The following is a 16411-nucleotide window of genomic DNA, read 5'->3' as shown; positions in this document are numbered from 1 at the left end:
CAAGCACGGATTCAATAGCGGATGCGGGGGTCGAAGACCGAATACAGCACGTCGATGGTCAGGTTGACGACGATGTAGACCATCGAGAACAGCAGGATCAGCCCCTGGATCAAGGGATAGTCGCGCGCCTGCACCGACTCCACCACCAGGCGCCCCAGGCCGGGCAGGTTGAATACCGATTCGGTGACCACCACGCCGCTGATCAGCAAGGCGATGCTGATGCCGATGATGGTGATGATGGGCACCGCCGCATTGCGCAGCGCATGCGCCAGCAACACCGCGCGCTCCGTGATGCCCTTGGCGCGCGCGGTGCGGATGTAGTCCTCGCCCATCACTTCCAGGATGCTGCTGCGGGCGATGCGCGCGATCAGCGCGATGAAACCGGTGCTCAGTGCCAGCGTGGGCAGGACCAGGTGCTGGGTGAACAATCCCAGGCCGTCCTGCATGGACTTGTAGCCCTGCACCGGCAGCCAGCCCAGCTTCATGGCGAACAGCAGGATCAGGGCGTAGCCGGTGACGAAGATGGGCACGGAAAAACCGAGCACGGAAAACGCCATGATGGCGCGGTCCACGCGGCTGCCGCGCCGCCATGCCGCGAAAGCGCCCAAGGGCACGGCAATCAGGGTGGATACCACGATGGTGCTCAACGCCAGGGCCAGCGAAGGCGCCAGGCGGTCGCTGATCATCGAGGTGACCGCCGTGCCGGAATGCAGCGACACGCCCAGGTCGCCACGTAGAACCTGGCCGGCCCACAACGCGAATTGCGTGGTGATGGGCCGGTCCAGGCCCATGTGGGCGCGGATCTGCTGCAGTTGCTCGGGCGTGGCCGAGTCGCCGGCCAGGATCAGCGCCGGGTCGCCCGGCGTCAGCCGCAACAAGCCGAACACCAGCACCGCCACCGTCAGGACCACCGGAATGGTGGCCAGGATGCGCCTGAGTATGTAGCTCAGCATGCTTGCTTACTTCCCGGTCTTCGAGATGTTCCAGAACACCGGCGCCGGCGCTTCCAGCACACCCTTGAGGGTGTTGCGATAGGCCGCCACGGCATTGATCTGGCCCAGGGGCACGACCACGCCTTCATCCAGCATGACGTCCTGCAGCTTGTCGGCGATTTCCTTGCGCTGCGCATCGGTCTGCGCCGTCAGGAACTTGCCGCGCATCTCTTCCACGGCCGGCACGGTGGGCCAGCCGAACCAGGCCTGGTCACCGTTGGCGGAGACGCCGTAGTTGCGCAGGGGATCGGCGATCTCGCTCATATGCCAGGTGGTCATGAAGATGCTCCAGCCGCCTTTCTCGGTGGTATCGCGGTTGGCGCGGCGCGACAGCATGGTCATGAAGTCCATCGCCTGCAGCGACACATTGAAGCCGGCCTGGCGCAGCTGCTGCGCCATCACGACGGGAATCGCCGACGCCATGGCGATGTCCGTGGCTTGCAGGATGACCACGGGCGAGTTGTCGTACTTGGCCTGCTTGAGCAGTTCCTTGGCCTTGGCGATGTTCGACGGCACGATCATGTCGGCGCGGATTTCGCTGGCAAAGGGCATGCCGCAGCCGAACACGGCGCCGCAGACCTTGTAGTAGGCGGGATTGCCAACCTGGGCCTTCAGGATGTCTTCCTGGCCGATGGCGTACATGGCCGCCTGGCGGATCAGCTTGTCGTTGAAGGGCTTCTGCAGCTGGTTGAAACGATACATGGGCTGGTAACCCATCTTGTCCAGCACGCGCAGGGTCAGGTCCTTGTTGCCTTCGACCATGGGCGTCAGGTCGTAGGGCACCGTCTCCATATAGTCGACTTCGCCGTTCTGCAGGGCGTTGATGGCGGTCATGGCGTCGGGCATGTTGACCCATTCGACGCGATCGACCTTCACCACCTTGCCGCCGGCGGTGCCGCTGGGCGGCTCGTTGCGGGGCACGTAGTCGGTGTTCTTGGCGTAGACCGCCTTCACGCCGGGCTTGTATTCGGCCTGGACGAACTTGAAGGGGCCGGATCCGGTGTAGTCCGTGATGGCCTGGGTGGCGGGTGTTTGCGCCACGCGCTTGGGCATCATGAAAGCGGGCAGGCCGCTGGGCTTGGCCAGGGCCGGCAGGATGTCCACGGGCTCTTTCAGGACTACAGTGAAGGTCTTGTCGTCGACCACGTTCATGGACGCCACCAGCGGCATGAACTGGCGGGCCATCTTGTCCTGCTGGGCCCAGCGCTGGATCGACGCCACGCAGTCCTCGGCCTTGACGGGCGTGCCGTCATGCCACTTCAGGCCGTCGCGCAGCGTGAAGGTGTAGGTCTTGCCGTCCGCCGAGATCTCCCACTTGTCCGCCATCTGCGGGCGCACGTGATTGTCGGCGTCGGTCGCCAGCAGGGTGTCGTAGATCATGTATGCGTGATTGCGCGTCTGATGCGACGCGGTCAGCACCGGATCCAGTACCGTCACCTTGCTGGCCATCACCGCCGTCAGCGTCTGCGACCAGGCGGCCGACGCGCAGAAGGCGGACAGCAGGGTGGCGCCGCAGGCCTGGGCCAGCCAGTTGCGCTTGCCGGTGGTGGTCATATCGTTGGTAGCCATCTTGAAATTCCCCTTGTGCCAGGCCGGCAACCAGAATGCGGCGACGCGGCCTGTGGTGTTTGTCTAAGGTATGCCTGCAGTGCTCGTTTGAAGCTTGTATCGGAAACGGAAAGTCAGATCGTGTCGAAGGACAGTGGCGACATCTGTTCCGCCGAGCGGCCGGCCACGAGGTCGCGCTCCGACACCAGCTTGAGCGCGCGTTGCTGGGCTTCGTTGACCTTCATGGCGGCGTCGCGGTAATCCAGCGAATGCACCTCGCCCTCATGCACCACGCGCTGGCCGTCGATGTAGACCGTGTGCACGGCGCGGTCGGCGGCGGCGTAGACCAGGCTGCGGATGGGATCACGGGCGGGCTGCATCAGGTGATGCGTCATGTCCACCAGCACCAGGTCGGCGCGCGCGCCCACGGCGATGCGGCCGATGTCCGTGCGGCCCAGCGCCTTGGCGCCGCCGGCGGTGGCGGCGTGGAAGACCTGGCCCGTGGTGACCGTGCGCGGCGACTGTGCCATCAGGCGGGCCAGATAGCCGACGTGGCGCATTTCCTCGATCATGTTATGGGGGTAGGTATCCGTGCCTATGCCCAGGTTGATGCCGGCGCGGCGATAGCGGCCGAAATCGCGCAAGGCCATGCCGCGGCGCATGAAGACGGTGGGGCAGTGGGCCACGCTGGCGCCGGTCTCGGCCAGGATGGCCAGGTCGGTGGCGGTGCTCCAATGCGTGTTGGGATGGTCGTCGACGAAGATGCCGTGGCCGACGATGCTGTCCTGGTCCAGCACGCCCAGGTCCTGCAGCCATTGCACGGGCGTCAGGCCGTGGCGCCGCGTGATCTCGTGGAATTCGGGCAGGGACTGGGCCGCATGGGTCTGCCAGCCTATCTTGCGGCGACGCGCCTCGGCATGGCTGTCGCGCAGCAGGTCCGGGGTGCAGGTGTCGATCTGCGCGGGGACCACCATGCCACGCAGGCGGCCGCATTCATGCGCTTCGGCCAGATCGATCAGCTTGAGCGCGCGCTCCATGCCTTCGATGCCGGCTTTTTCATTCCAGTCGTACTCGACCACGTGCCCATTGCGCGTGTACCAGCGTGCGGAGCGGAACATGGGCGCCACGTAGGCGCGCAGGCCGCTGCGTGCCAGCACGTCCAGCCAGTGCTCGTGGATGATGGACATGTCGACCACGGTGGTGACGCCGGACATCAACAGTTCGGCGGCGGCCAGCGTCAGTTGCGCGGGCGCGGCTTCGGCATCGCCCGACATGGTGGGCATGTACTCGTAGAGATTGGAGTTGTACAGGCCCGCCGAGCCGGTCTCGTCGGTATAGCCCTTGTTGATGGGCTCATGCACCAGGTGGCTGTGGATGTCGACCAGGCCCGGCATGACCATCATGCCCGACCCATCGACCACGGTGCAGTCCGCGCCCGGCGCGGGTACGTAGCCCGGGCCGACGTGCGTGACCTGGCCGCCGGCGAAGGCGACATCGGCCTGGTGGCGATACACATGGGTCTGGCGCGCCTCGTCCCAGGCGACAACGGTGTGGGCGTTCTTGATGAGGGTGGTTTTTTCTGCGTTGTGATTCACAGCGGCGTCCTTGGTGTAGTCCAGGTCGAAGGCGGAAATGCAAAGGCGGGCCTGGCGCGGCAGTGGTCGCCGCGCCACGGTAATCAGGTGGGGAGTACGTCGCGCAGCCAGGACGCGCGTTCGGGCGTGCGCAGGCCGATGGCGGGAATCGAAGGCAGGCCGCGCGGCAGGAAGGCACCGGCACCCGCCGCCCCGGTGAAGTCGCGGCCATCCCAGACCGTGACGCCGCGCAGCAGCGTCAGCGCCGGCCACGCGCGCAGTGTGCGTCCAGCGTAGGGCGTGTAGTCGACGGCATGGTGCAGGTGTTCGTTGCCGAGGGTGAATTCACGTTCGTCCCAGATGACGAGATCGGCGTCACTGCCGATGGCGATGGTGCCCTTGCGCGGATACAGGCCATATGTGCGGGCCGGCGCGGTGGCGGTCAGCTCGACGAATCTGTTGGCGCTGATGCGGCCGCCCAGCACGCCTTCGGAATAGAGCAGCGGCATGCGGGTCTCGATGCCGGGGATGCCGTTGGGAATGTGGCGGAAGGCGACTTCCTGCCCACCTGGCGTCTTGCCATCGGGCCCTTCCAGGTTGAAGGGCGAATGATCGGAGGAAACCAGGGTGAACAGGCCATCGGCCAGGCCCTGCCAGATGGCGTGCTGGCTGGCCGTATCGCGCGGCGGCGGGCTGCACACGCAGCGGGCGCCTTCGTAGCTGTCGTCCAGGCCCAGGTCGGCGGCGGTCAGCAACAGGTACTGCGGGCAGGTTTCGGCATAGATGTTCAGGCCGCGCACGCGCGCCGCGCGGATCTGCTCCACCGCCTCGGCGCCGGAGATATGCACCAGCAACACCGGCACGTCCAGCAGTTCGGACAGCGCGATGGCACGATGCGCGCCTTCGCGTTCGACCAGCGTCGGCCGTGACAGCGCATGGAAGCGCGGCGCCACTTTGCCCGCGGCCTCCAGCTTCTGCGTCAGCCACGTGATGCAGTCGGAATTCTCCGCATGGATCATGGGCATGCCGCCATGGCGCCGCGCCACGTCCAGCACATCCAGGATCTGGCCGTCGTCCAGTTTCAGGCGGTCGTACGTCATGTACAGCTTGTACGAGGTGTAGCCCTGTTCGATCAGCCCCGGCAGTTCATCGCGCAGGACGGCGGGAGCAGGGTCGGTGATGATCAGGTGGAAGGCGTAGTCGACGCAGGCGCGGCCCGTGGCGCGCTGGTGATAGTCGTCCAGCGCGGCCCGCAAGGTGCCGCCTTTCTTCTGCGCCGCGAAGGGGATGACGGTGGTCGTGCCGCCGCAGGCGGCCGAGCGCGTGCCGGTGAAAAAATCGTCGGCCAGCCGCACGGGCGGCGCCATCGGCTGGTCCAGGTGGCAATGCGCGTCGACGCCCCCAGGCGTGACCCTGCGGCCGGCCGCGTCGATCTCGCGCAGCCCCTGGCCCAGCTGCCGGCCCAGTTGCACGATGCGGCCATCGGTGATGCCGATGTCGGCGGCATATGTGTCGCTGGCCGTCGTCACCAATGCATTGCGGATGACCAGATCGAAAACCCGATCGAAACCCCTTGCTGTCATTTTCGATGCGCCTTTTTTTATGGCCGGTGGTTCAGCGCCAGATTCGCGTTGCGTTTCTTGTGCTGCCGGCCAGGGCATTCTAGGACTCGCAATAATCTTGGAAACATTAGTGATAACCCGATGGAAGACATTTATCTCTAAAAATGTTTACATTTTTGAGGCATTATGCTGACCGGGATGGCATGTGCGTAGTCGATCAGTTATCTTCCCTATCCTTATCCTTTCCACTGCAGCGAATGGCACGTCAGGTCAAACCAAAACTACAGGCGATGGCAACCGAAAAGCGGGAACTCTCCAGCGCGGATGTCTACGAGCACATCTACAACGCCATCCTGGACAATCGGCTCAAGCCCGGCACCAAGCTGGTGGAAGAGCGCCTGGCCGAAATCTTCGCCGTCAGCCGCCCGCGCGTGCGCGAGGTGCTGGCGCGGCTGGCGCACGAGCAGATCGTCGAGCTGTTCCCGCAGCGTGGGGCCTACGTGGCCAAACCGACCATCGAGAAAGCCATCGACGTGTTCGAGGCGCGGCGCCTGATCGAGCCCGCGGTGGTGCGGCGCCTGATCGATTGCCTGACCCCGGAAAAGCTGGCCCGGCTACGGGCGCACACGCGCCTGGAACATGAGGCGCGCGAACGCAAGGACAAGCGCGCCATCATCCGCCTGGCTGGCGAATTCCACATCGTCTTGAGCGAGCTGGCCGGCAACGGCGAGTACGCGCGCATCATGCGCGAGCTGTCTACCCTGAGCTGCCTGGTGATCTTCCTGTACAACCTGCCTACGGCCACCAGTTGCCGTGATGACGACCACATCCTGATCATCGACGCCATCGAGGCGCGCGATGTCGCGCGGGCAGAGGCCTTGACCCTGCATCACCTCGACCATATCGAGGAAAGCGTGAAGCTGGAGCCCTTCGATGCCACGCAGGACCTGGAAGAGGTGTTCCGGCTTTGATGCACCGCACCCCTGCTGTTGCAGGGAGAAGTGGACCTCTTCAGGTACAGCCCTTGCTTGGTCTTCCGTACCGAACTTCGCGGGAGAAAAAAATGCGACAGGTCATCAAGTTTGTTGCGGTTGCGGCTTTGGCCCTGGGTATTCCTTTCATGTCGGGCTGCACGCTGGGCGGGGCGGCCGCCGGTGGCGTCATCGGCCACGAAGCCACCAACGGCAGTACCGCGGGTACGGTGGGCGGCGCGGTTCTTGGCGGGGTGATCGGCCACGAAATGGGCAAGTAATGGCGCGCGCGGCGCGCCATCGGGCATGCGCTGTAGGACAGTCCGGCGGCACGGGCGGCGGTTCAGTCATGCGCCTGGGGGAGACACCGGGCGGCGGGATGTGCACCAGGCGGCCATAAGCATGATCAACCCAGGAACGACCGGATTCATCCGGTCGTTTTGCGTTGTGGTACCAAAGGCGTAGAAGTTGCGCCGTTTCTAATGAAATAGATACCATCCCTGCGCAAAATATGCTCTTCAATGATGGCTCAGGACCATGGCGCGGCGCGACAATTGTTCTTGCAATTGCAATCTCTCCGCGCCTAGGCTTAAGGCTTTTGCGGTGCGATAGTGGCGAGGCACGGCGGGCGCGGCGATAGCTCGCGGCAACACCGTCACCACCGGAGCGATGCCATGATTCAGTACAGAGACTTCATTATCGAGTGCGCGGTCGAGGCCGCCCCTGCCCAGAACGGCCAATACCAGGCCCGCATCTTCATCTCATTGCTCGAAGGCGGAGAGCCCGTCAACGGTTTCGAATTCCCGCCTTATCCCGGCGCGCGCATCGGCACGCCGGGCATGGCCCGGCAAGGCGCGGAGCAATGGGCCCGCACCTGGATAGACCAGAACTTTTCGGCCTAGGACGGACGCATCATCCTGTTGGGGATATCGGTGGGCCTCGGTTGCTGCCCTCAGTTGCTGCCCTTGGTCGGCGGCCCTCAGTTGCGACCCTCAGTTGCGGATATCCTGGATGAACCATTCCAGCGGCAAATCATGCCCCAGGCCTTGCTCCTTGGCCTTGCGATAGACCAGTCCACCTACTGATGAGAATTGCACGCCCCAGTTGCCGACCGTGTAGTAGAAGGTGATCTGGTCGTCACGCGCGCGCCCGGGCACCTTGCCGGAGATGACGTCGGTGTAGACCGGCCAGTCTTGCGTCGGCAGGCGCGCCTTCTTGGGTTTGGGCAGACGCGCCTGTTCTTCGGCGTTGCCGGCGACATAAGCCTGCGGGCTGCCCGATATGCCTTTGCGGAAGCGTTCGGTTTCCGCCATCGGCATATCTTCACGACCCTGCTGCACGACGACATCGAAATGCTGCACGATGGCGGGGTCGATTTCGCGTGGGGTCAGTACCACCACGTGCATGCCCGGTTCCAGCCACTCCGGTTGCAGCACCGGCGTCATGCTGTCGGTGCAGGTGGCGACGATGTCGGCGCCGCGCACGGCTTCGCGCGGGTCGTCCACCGCGATGACCTCGATGCCGTGGCGTTGCGTGTTCTCGCGGGCGAAGCGTTCGCGGTTCTCCGCCTTGCGGCTGTAGACCCGGACGCGCCGTATGTCGCGCACCGCCAGTATCGCTTCCAGGAAGGTCTGCGCCATGCCGCCGGAGCCGATGATGCCCAGCTCGCGCGAATCCTCGCGCGACAGCAGGCGGGTGCCGATGCCTGCCGCGCCGCCCACGCGCATGTGCTGCAGATGGCCGTCATTGAGCAGGGCCAGGGGTTCGCCGTTGCCGGTGCTGAATAGAAAAACCAGGCCGCAGTAGGTGCCTGGCTGCATGCAGTATTTCTGCTCGCTGCCGCCCGCGGCATGATCGCGCGGCCAGACCAGGATGTCGGATTTCAGGCGCACCGCCAGGATGCCACCGCTGCTGCCCTCGACCGAGCCCCAGCGGTAATACCCGTCGTCGCGGTCGCAGGGGACATACATGTCCATGCGCGGACGGCCGATGGCCGCGCCGGTCAGCAGACCGGCAAACGCTTGTTCCTGCGCTTCGATGCACTCGCGCATCGTCAGCACTTTCTCGACGACTTCATTGTTGATCAACAGCATGACTTCTCCTGAGGTGGGGGCGGCGTGATGCCTGCTACCTGTTGCCCAATACCTATTGCGGCTCCAGGCCGGACTTGCGTATGACGTTGCCCCAGCGCTCGCTTTCCTGCTGCAGGAAGACGCGGAACTGTTCGGGCGAGGAGCCCTTGGGCTCGGCGCCTTCCTCCACCAGCATCTTGTTGACGTCGGGTGTCTGCACGAACTTGACGATAGCCTGGTTCAGCTTGTCGATGATGGGACGGGGCGTGTTCTTCGGCGCCAGCAGGCCGTACCACACGCTGGACGCGTAGTTGGGCACGGCCTCGGCAACGGTGGGCACATCGGGCAGCGCCGGGTTGCGCTGGGGCGTGGTCACGGCAACCGCGCGCAACTGATGATTCTTGGCGAAGGGCAGGCCGGCGGTCATGTCGGCGAACGTCATCGTGACTTCGCCGGTGAGCACGGCCTGGATGGCGGGCGCGGTGCCTTTATAGGGCACGTGCAGCAGGTCGACGTCGGCCAGCACTTTGAGCAATTGCGCCGACAGGTGGGCGGTGCCGCCAAGCCCGGAAGACGAGAACGTCAGCTTGCCCGGCTCCTTGCGGGCCAGGGTAAGCAGATCCTTGACGGAGTGGATGGGCGAGTCGTTCTTGACCAGCAGCACGGCGGGCACGTCGGCAATCAGGCTGATGGGCGCCAGGTCCTTCTGCGGGTCATAGTTCAGTTTCTTCATCAGGTACGGCGCCACGACCAGCGGGGAAGGGGAGTCGAGAATGAGGGTGTAGCCATCGGGGGCGGCGACGGTGAGGACTTGCGTTCCCACCACGCCGCCGGCGCCGGGCCGGTTCTCCACCACCACCGAAACGCCCAGCTCGCTGGTCAGGTTGCGCGCCACCAGCCGCGCCATGATATCCACGCCGCCGCCCGGTTCGTAGGGCGTGATCAGGCGTATCGGCCGGCTGGGATAGTTGTCGGCGGGCGCCTTCTGCGCGTGGCTCACACAGATGGGGGTCAGCACGGCGAGGGCGCACAAAACCAGGCGGCGGGGCATTTTCATGGAGCGTCTCCGATTTCCTTTGAGGGAAAGCCGGTGCCTGTCCAGGCCCGGCATTTATGTTTGTATCCTACGGTATACCATTTATATCGGAGCGGCAATGAGGTGCATCCCCGCTTGCCGGGGAACTGCGTTGGTGATGATTGCCGTGGGCGAGCCGACGCCGGCCGTGGCCTGCACTGGCCCGAGGCCCGTCGGGCGCTTTTCGGACGGGGGGCGAGGGCCGCGAGCGGGCCCTGGGCTACCTGCGGGCTGCTGGGGGCTACTGGCTCTTGCCGTCGGCGTCCTTCTCGCTGGGCTGCGGGAAGGGCGAGCAGTTGAAGGTCACGTAGGCTTCACGCGGGCCCAGGCCGGTGGCGTGGTTGGACGTGATGACCGGCTTGGTCATCTTGCGGCCCAGCGATTGGCAATACTCGCTGGCGCGCAGCAAGGCCTTGCTCTTGATATCGACCCACGACACGCTTTGGACGGTGTTGCGGTTGGTGATGGTGTATTGGTCCGGTTGTCCGGTTTCCATGACGGGGCCCATGGTGGTCGAGCAGCCGGCCAGGGTGGCCAGCGCGACGGCGAAGAGGGCAAAACGGAATGACATGGGGGCTCCAGGCGATTTGGCGCACATTATGCAGGAGAGCGGCCGGATTCCGAAAACGGAGGGAAATGGGCTTGAACGCGACCGTGGTCGATAATGCGGGTGTTCTAAACAGATTAGCCAGCATTAGGGAGTCCATCGATGCCGCTGCACAATTTCAAAAAAGGTGAACTAGGTCATTGGTTGCAAGTCGTGGCAGACAATTCGGCGGGGGAGAAGGAATACGAGCCCGTTCCCGCTGAATTCGTCGACGCCTTGACCACCTTGCGTTGCGTGAAGCGTAATGACGCCGGCCTGCTTATCGTGACGGAGAAGGGGCGTCTGGCCCTGCATATGGACGGCTCCGGCGAGTTCTGATTCACCACGCTGGTCACCCGAACGATTCTTCCGAAGCGAGTCCCCGCCGCTTTCTCTCCGGTTACATCCATTCGCATGTCGTGCCGAATTCTCCGTATTTTTGCAGCGGAGCGGGCATTGTCCCGGCCCCGATTTCGGTACCCTACATAGGTCCATGCGTGTAGGGATTACGCGATTGTTGTGTGCCGCGCATGAGGAAGGAACTGAACATGCATAAGAAACCGTTATATAACGCCTCTCCGGCTCGCCAGCGCGCACTGCGCGCCACCGGTGCCTTGATGGCCGGAATGCTGACGGCGGCCTCGCTGGCGATCAGCGCGCCGGCACACGCCGATGACCGTGATCATGGGCAACGGCCGATCGGTCCCCTGGCCCAGCAGGACCGTGGCCCGGGTGGACCGGGGCAAGGGCGTCCCGGCGGTCCTGGCGGTCCGCAGAATGGGGGGCCGGGGCGTCCCGGCGGTCCGGGTGCGCAGGGGCCGGGGCGTCCCGGCGGTCCGCAGGACGGTCCGGGACACTCGGGCAAGCCTGGGCCGGACAAGAACCACGGCCATGGGCCGCAGTATGGTCCCGACGCGCACGGCCCTGGCGGTCCGCGCTGGGCCAAGGGCGATCGCCTGCCGCCGGACTATCGCAACCGCCAGTACATCGTCGAGGATTGGCATCGCTATAACCTGTCGGCGCCGCCGCGCGGTTATCAGTGGATGGGTATAGGCCCTGACTTCGTGTTGAGCGCCATCGGTACCGGCGTGGTCCTGCAAGTCGTCCTCGGACACTGATAGCGCCACCAGCGACGTGAACCGCGCAGGCGCAAGGCCAAGCGGTCTCTGGCCAGGTACTCCTGCGCTGGTCCGCGCCGCGCGCATCGGGTATCGTGCGGGCTGTGGTTTTTTTCGCCGCCGCCCGCGCGTTTTCATGCCCGCTTCCCCTTCCGATTCTTTCGATTCCTCCGTCCTGGCCCTGGTCGCCGACCTGCGCCAGCACTACCGCGATATCGTGTTGCCCCTGTGGCGCACGACGGGCTATAACGCGGACCTGCAACTCCCCTACGAAGCCGTGGATGGCATGCGCCTGCAAGTGCTGCCGGTGACGCGCTACCGCGCGATGGCGTGCGCGCGCCAACTCTATGTCCACACGACGGCCGGCGCCACTGAGCACGCGGCCCGGTTGTTCGATGCCTTGCGCCAGCGCTTCGTGCATCCGGAAGGGGGGTGGGTCTATAGCGTCGACGCGCAAGGCGCGCCGCTGGATACGACGCACGATCTCTATACGTATGCTTTCGCGATCTTCGCGTGTGCGGCGCATTACGGCGTGACGCGCGACCGGCGCGCGCTGGACCTGCTGGGCGCCACGGCGGGCCAGGTGGAGACGCGTTTCTCGGCGCCGGCGGGGCTGTACTGGGCGCAGCTGAAGGCGGATCTTTCCGCGCCGTTGCTGGACGTGCAGCAGAATCCCGTGATGCATTTGACCGAGGCTTACCTGGCCGCGCGCCAGGCGACGGGCGATGCGGCGTTCACGCCGGCGTTGCGGCGGATCGTCAGTGGCATGGCTGGGGCCTTTCTGCACGGGCCCACGCAGTGCATCACGGAGTTGCGGGTGGGCGTAGCGGATAACCGCATCGAGCCTGGGCACCAGTTCGAATGGCTGGCGCTGGCGCGCAGTGCGCCGGATGTGTTCGGCGATACCGTGCTGGGCGACGCCCTGGAACACGCGTTCACGTTCGCCCAGGCGCGCGGCGTGGATATGGCGACCGACGGCGTGTGCGCGGCGCTGGACCTGAAGGGTGATGTCATCGACGCCACCCAGCGGATCTGGGCGCAGACCGAATATGCGCGGGCGTTGGCGGTGCATGGCGATCCCGCCGTGGCGGCGCTGCTGAAGCGGCAGTTGCAGCGGCTGCGCGAGCGGTTTCTACAGCCGCGCGGGTGGTACGAATGCCTGCAGGCCGACGGCATCGTGGCGCGCACGGATATGCCATCGACAACGCCGTATCACCTGGCCACCAGCTACGACGCGTTGCCGGCCGGCTGAGCCAGGCAGAAGCGCCGCGACCGATACCGTGGGGGATCCGGCGACCCGTGGGGTGCCGGTCCCAGACGGCGTGCGCCGGAAGTGCGTTTGTCCAACGCTGCCGGCCGTCAGCAGAGCGGGTGCGCCCCGCGGCGCTAATTCGGTGGCGGCCTGGGCAATGTCAGTAATATTTCACATTGTTCGTATTTCTTGCGAAGTATTGATTTTTCTGCGATCCTCTCGCGCTGACGACCTGCCGCCCGTTGGACGGGCAGCTGGGCGACGGCCGTGGCGCCTCGCCTGACGGCAGGCGACGCCGGGGCGCATGGCGCGTCCGACGGCCCCCAGGACAGGACATTCCGCGATGACGACTCCCAGGCTGGTAAGTGGCTATACGGTTTACGCCTATTCGACACCGCCCAACGAAGACGGGCCGGCTTGTGCGTACATGGAAACGAAGAAGGATGGCAGCGAGGAAGAGCCGCTGACTTTCCGCATTTTCAAGACTCGGCGCTTTCGCAACGGCATCGAAGCCATGTCCGCCGCCCGCAACGCCTTGGCCGCGGTGAAGAGCGTCGACGAAGAGGGCATCCCGGATCCGATGCCGGAATGAGTGGCCGCCGCCGGTCGGCCGCAGCCAGGGCTTCGGCCCGCGCCTCCGCTCGACCCTGATCCGCCTGGCCGGGTCTGGCCTGGCCTGGCGTGGCGTGGCTACGGCTACGGCGGTGGCTGTGACCGCTGGCGTGGCCGCGGGCATCGTCACCGCTGGAGCCACAAGTGCGCCGCTGCTTCAGTGCCATCCTGCTCCGCTTACACTGGCGCGATGTCGTTGAACTCCGTTTCGCCAAGTTCGTCATCCGGTCCTGTCTATGTCGGCATCCTGCTGGCGGGCGGCGCAGGCACGCGTTTTCGTGCTTCGGCGGGAGATGAACACGCCGACAAATTGTTGGCGCCGCTGCCGGATGGGCAGCCCGTCGTGCTCGCCGCGGCCACCGCTTTACGTGAGGTGGCAGCGCATGTGCTGATCGTCCTGCGGCCCAGCCGTCCTGCCTTGCGTGAGGCGTTGGTTCAGTTGCCTGGTTGTGAACTGATCGAGCCGATGGACGCCGCCCGTGGCATGGGCGCCAGCCTGGCCGCCGCCGCTCGTCATCTGCTCGCGCGGCATGGCGATGGCGCCGCACCCTCGCATGAGGCCTTGGCCGTTGGCAACGCCGCGCCTCCGCACACGGCGTTGGCCGATGGCAGCGCCGTGCCTCCGCATGGGGTGCTGGTGGCATTGGGAGATATGCCGTGGATCGCGCCGGATACCTTGCGGGCGGTGTGCGCCGCAGGTCTGGCGCATCCCATCGTGGCGCCTGCATGCGAGGGTCGGCGTGGCCACCCGGTCGCTTTCGCGTGGCACCTGCTGCCGGAACTGGCACGGCTCGATGGCGACACAGGCGCGCGCGACCTGGTGCAGCGCCATGGCGTACATATGCTGCCTTGCGATGACGCAGGCGTCCTGCGCGACGTCGATACCGTAGCCGATCTGGGCTAAGTCCCCGGGCGATGCCGCCCGCGGCCGATCCAGGCCAAGCCCGATGTGATACACCGCGCGGCCGATCCATGAAAAGCCCAGGGAGATACACCGCGCGCCGATCCAGGCCAAGCCCAGGGAGATGCCGCTGACAGTGGTATCTCCCTGGGGCTGACACGCAGGGCGTAGGTCAGTCGTCCTTGGTGCGGGGGCTGATGCAGGCGAGGAAGCGGCCCGATTTACCCTTCTTCTGCTCCTTGCCGCCCTCCAGCGGCGGCCGGTTTTCCGCGTCCAGCGGGGCCGCTTCCATCTCTTCGGCTTTGACCAGCATCAGCGTTGCCTCCGGCTGCAGTGCCTTCGCGGTCAATTCATTGATGTTCGAGGCCAGCACCAACCCGCCCTGTTCCGTGCTTGGCGTGGGGCCCTGGTTGTTGGCGCCGGCCTGCCTGGCCTCCACGGTCGATTTCGACCACTTGAACGACAGCTTGTCGAAGATGGACGGCTTGCGCGAGTGGCCATTCTTGCCGGCCTTGACCGGCTTGCCGTCCGTGCCGGCGGCGACGTCCTGCGCAACGGTCTCCGGGGCGACAGTCTCCAGTGCGACGTTCTCATTCGTCGCGGCCGGGGCGGTATCGCCCTGGTCGCCCGAGGCAGCGCGTGTCCTGCCGACCGACGTCTGCACGATGGCCGGTACGTCCGTCCAGACGCTGCTGGGCCCCGTGTTCGTGCGGTTTTTCTGACCGGCGGCGGGGGTGAACGGGAAAGATTCCCGGCGCTGGACCTTGACGGCGTCAGGTGATGTGGTTACCTCGAGATGTTGAGGGGTGGCAGAAGTAAAGGACAGGCTGGCAGCATTGGCATCCATGTCGTGGGTCTCCGGTAGACGGTTAGTGCAGATCGGCCGTCACGGGACGGCAGGCGAGAAGGCTCAGGTAACGGCCATGGCGCGGCGCGGCGGCCACGGCGTGGCGCAGCGGTTGCCAGCAGGGCAGCATGGATTCGTGGAACTGGGAATGACGCGGGCTGCGCGCGCGCAGCACACGCAACGCGAACAGGGCGCGTGCCGCCCAAGGCCTATGCCGGGCGAAAGAAGGGATATAGCGCAAAATGCTGTCTCCGGAACTTTGTTGTAAACACAGTGAAGAAAGGTACGGTCGATGTTGAATCTTCAAGACATCAACCGCACGGTTCCGCACGTAGGTTGCGATTTACTAACTCTGGTTCCGAAAACAGTGGAGATTTTTCCTACGGTTCCTGCGCGAAGAAGGCATCCAGGCGCTCGATGGAATCGCCTCGATCACGGTGGGCGGCCGCCAGGGCCTCGTAGATGTCGCCGAAGCGGCGGTACACGTCGCTGCCGGCGGCATCCTCTTGCAGGAAATCGGCGATCTCATGCATCTCGGCCACCCAGCGATAGGCCTTGCCGAACATGTCCGGTACGGCGCGGCTGAATTGGGCCAGCAGTTGCGGCTGGCTGTCGGCCAGTTCCGCATGCAGGGCCGCACCCGCGCCGTTGCGGGTGGCCGCCAGCAACATGGTGGCGGCCAGCGCGGTCAGGCCCTTGGTGATGCCGGCATAGGACATTTTCAAGGCTGACGCCGCGCCGATTTCGGCGGGCATCACTTTCACGCGCATGCCAGCGCGGCCCAGCGCCTCGACCGCGCCCGCCGCCGGCCCTGAACAGTACAGCACCGGGCCCGGGTGTCCAGGTTGCGGCGGCCGGCCGATGATGCCGCCGTCGACGAAGGCAGCACCGCTATCGTGGATGATGTCGGCAATGCGGGCCACCGTGCGCGGGCTGACGGCATTGCAATCGACATAGACGGGCGAGCGCCCCGCATCGCGGAACAGCGCGGCATAGTAGCGGGCCACCGCTTCGGCTTCGGCGGGCGGTACGATGGCCAGGAAAAGATCGGCGTGGGAGAGTTCCGCGTCAGTGCGGTGGTGCATGCCGGCGGCGCGGGCGCGTTCAACGCTGGCGCCACTGCGGCCGGTAAGGGAGGTCAGGACTTGCAGACCGTGTTCATCCAGGCGGCGGCCGATGGCGCTACCCATGGCGCCAGGGGCGACGATGGCGACACGTGGCTTCATATGCGTGCTCCTGCAATCGGTGGGAATCGAGGCGAGCACCGGCCAATGTACACGCCTGGGCGCCGATTGTGCGAG

At 65.4% G+C, this 16411-nt stretch carries 18 protein-coding genes; 8 read left to right on the top strand and 10 right to left on the bottom strand.

Annotated elements, in window-relative coordinates; all coding sequences use genetic code 11:
• Nucleotides 1-11: 11 nt before the first annotated feature.
• The 4 genes from CEY05_RS07230 to hydA all read right to left on the bottom strand — a co-directional run bounded on the left by CEY05_RS07230 (nucleotide 12) and on the right by hydA (nucleotide 5718).
• A complete protein-coding gene (locus CEY05_RS07230; protein WP_088597833.1) occupies nucleotides 12-953 on the bottom strand; it encodes an ABC transporter permease in 942 nt (313 codons plus the stop codon).
• Nucleotides 954-959: 6 nt separating this feature from the next.
• A complete protein-coding gene (locus CEY05_RS07225) occupies nucleotides 960-2561 on the bottom strand; it encodes an ABC transporter substrate-binding protein (protein WP_088597832.1) in 1602 nt (533 codons plus the stop codon).
• A gap of 113 nt (nucleotides 2562-2674) precedes the next feature.
• Entirely contained in the window at nucleotides 2675-4135 is a 1461-nt protein-coding gene (locus CEY05_RS07220) for an amidohydrolase family protein (RefSeq protein WP_088598538.1), read from the bottom strand.
• Between the two features lie 83 nt (nucleotides 4136-4218).
• Nucleotides 4219-5718 (bottom strand): dihydropyrimidinase, encoded by a 1500-nt coding sequence (hydA, locus tag CEY05_RS07215; protein ID WP_369825928.1) that lies wholly within the window; start codon nucleotides 5716-5718, stop codon nucleotides 4219-4221.
• Between the two features lie 248 nt (nucleotides 5719-5966).
• Between hydA and CEY05_RS07210 the strand changes: the two genes are divergently transcribed.
• The 3 genes from CEY05_RS07210 (at nucleotide 5967) to CEY05_RS07200 (ending at nucleotide 7549) form a co-directional block, all read left to right on the top strand.
• Nucleotides 5967-6647, top strand: coding sequence for a GntR family transcriptional regulator (locus CEY05_RS07210; RefSeq protein ID WP_088597830.1), 681 nt, complete (start codon nucleotides 5967-5969; stop codon nucleotides 6645-6647).
• A 92-nt stretch (nucleotides 6648-6739) separates the two neighbouring features.
• A complete protein-coding gene (locus CEY05_RS07205) occupies nucleotides 6740-6928 on the top strand; it encodes a glycine zipper 2TM domain-containing protein (protein WP_088597829.1) in 189 nt (62 codons plus the stop codon).
• A 393-nt stretch (nucleotides 6929-7321) separates the two neighbouring features.
• Nucleotides 7322-7549, top strand: a complete 228-nt coding sequence (locus CEY05_RS07200) for a hypothetical protein (protein WP_088597828.1) — start codon at nucleotides 7322-7324, stop codon at nucleotides 7547-7549.
• A 90-nt stretch (nucleotides 7550-7639) separates the two neighbouring features.
• On the opposite strand, the gene CEY05_RS07195 is transcribed toward CEY05_RS07200, so the two are convergent.
• The 3 genes from CEY05_RS07195 to CEY05_RS07185 form a co-directional block, all read right to left on the bottom strand.
• Nucleotides 7640-8740 carry an ornithine cyclodeaminase family protein gene (locus tag CEY05_RS07195; RefSeq protein ID WP_088597827.1) on the bottom strand — a complete coding sequence of 367 codons (1101 nt, stop codon included), beginning with the start codon at nucleotides 8738-8740 and terminating at the stop codon, nucleotides 7640-7642.
• 52 nt (nucleotides 8741-8792) lie between these two features.
• Entirely contained in the window at nucleotides 8793-9776 is a 984-nt protein-coding gene (locus CEY05_RS07190) for a tripartite tricarboxylate transporter substrate binding protein (RefSeq protein WP_158219267.1), read from the bottom strand.
• A 259-nt stretch (nucleotides 9777-10035) separates the two neighbouring features.
• Entirely contained in the window at nucleotides 10036-10365 is a 330-nt protein-coding gene (locus CEY05_RS07185) for a hypothetical protein (protein ID WP_088597825.1), read from the bottom strand.
• 189 nt (nucleotides 10366-10554) lie between these two features.
• Here CEY05_RS07185 and CEY05_RS07180 point away from each other — a divergent pair, with 189 nt between their 5' ends.
• The 5 genes from CEY05_RS07180 to CEY05_RS07160 all read left to right on the top strand — a co-directional run bounded on the left by CEY05_RS07180 (nucleotide 10555) and on the right by CEY05_RS07160 (nucleotide 14266).
• On the top strand, nucleotides 10555-10719 hold the full coding sequence (locus CEY05_RS07180) for a hypothetical protein (protein WP_369825896.1): 165 nt from the start codon (nucleotides 10555-10557) through the stop codon (nucleotides 10717-10719).
• A gap of 209 nt (nucleotides 10720-10928) precedes the next feature.
• Complete coding sequence (locus tag CEY05_RS07175; RefSeq protein ID WP_233161417.1) at nucleotides 10929-11498, top strand: RcnB family protein; 570 nt, start codon at nucleotides 10929-10931, stop codon at nucleotides 11496-11498.
• 136 nt (nucleotides 11499-11634) lie between these two features.
• A complete protein-coding gene (locus tag CEY05_RS07170; protein ID WP_088597823.1) occupies nucleotides 11635-12750 on the top strand; it encodes an AGE family epimerase/isomerase in 1116 nt (371 codons plus the stop codon).
• 343 nt (nucleotides 12751-13093) lie between these two features.
• Nucleotides 13094-13342 carry a hypothetical protein gene (locus CEY05_RS07165; protein ID WP_088597822.1) on the top strand — a complete coding sequence of 83 codons (249 nt, stop codon included), beginning with the start codon at nucleotides 13094-13096 and terminating at the stop codon, nucleotides 13340-13342.
• Nucleotides 13343-13552: 210 nt separating this feature from the next.
• Nucleotides 13553-14266 carry an NTP transferase domain-containing protein gene (locus tag CEY05_RS07160; RefSeq protein ID WP_088597821.1) on the top strand — a complete coding sequence of 238 codons (714 nt, stop codon included), beginning with the start codon at nucleotides 13553-13555 and terminating at the stop codon, nucleotides 14264-14266.
• 169 nt (nucleotides 14267-14435) lie between these two features.
• Here the strand turns inward: CEY05_RS07160 and CEY05_RS07155 are convergent, their stop codons facing one another.
• The 3 genes from CEY05_RS07155 to CEY05_RS07145 form a co-directional block, all read right to left on the bottom strand.
• On the bottom strand, nucleotides 14436-15110 hold the full coding sequence (locus CEY05_RS07155) for a hypothetical protein (protein ID WP_088597820.1): 675 nt from the start codon (nucleotides 15108-15110) through the stop codon (nucleotides 14436-14438).
• Nucleotides 15111-15132: 22 nt separating this feature from the next.
• The gene (locus tag CEY05_RS07150; RefSeq protein ID WP_088597819.1) at nucleotides 15133-15351 is read right to left on the bottom strand and encodes a hypothetical protein; all 219 of its coding nucleotides are present in this window, start codon (nucleotides 15349-15351) and stop codon (nucleotides 15133-15135) included.
• Nucleotides 15352-15490: 139 nt separating this feature from the next.
• Nucleotides 15491-16336 carry an NAD(P)-dependent oxidoreductase gene (locus CEY05_RS07145; RefSeq protein WP_088597818.1) on the bottom strand — a complete coding sequence of 282 codons (846 nt, stop codon included), beginning with the start codon at nucleotides 16334-16336 and terminating at the stop codon, nucleotides 15491-15493.
• Between the last annotated feature and the right edge of the window lie 75 nt (nucleotides 16337-16411).

Origin of the sequence: Achromobacter sp. HZ34, assembly GCF_002209485.1 — a bacterium.
Classification (GTDB): domain Bacteria; phylum Pseudomonadota; class Gammaproteobacteria; order Burkholderiales; family Burkholderiaceae_B; genus Bordetella_C.
The sequence above is the reverse complement of the archived record's forward strand: the minus strand, read 5'-3'. Positions and strand labels throughout refer to the sequence as shown.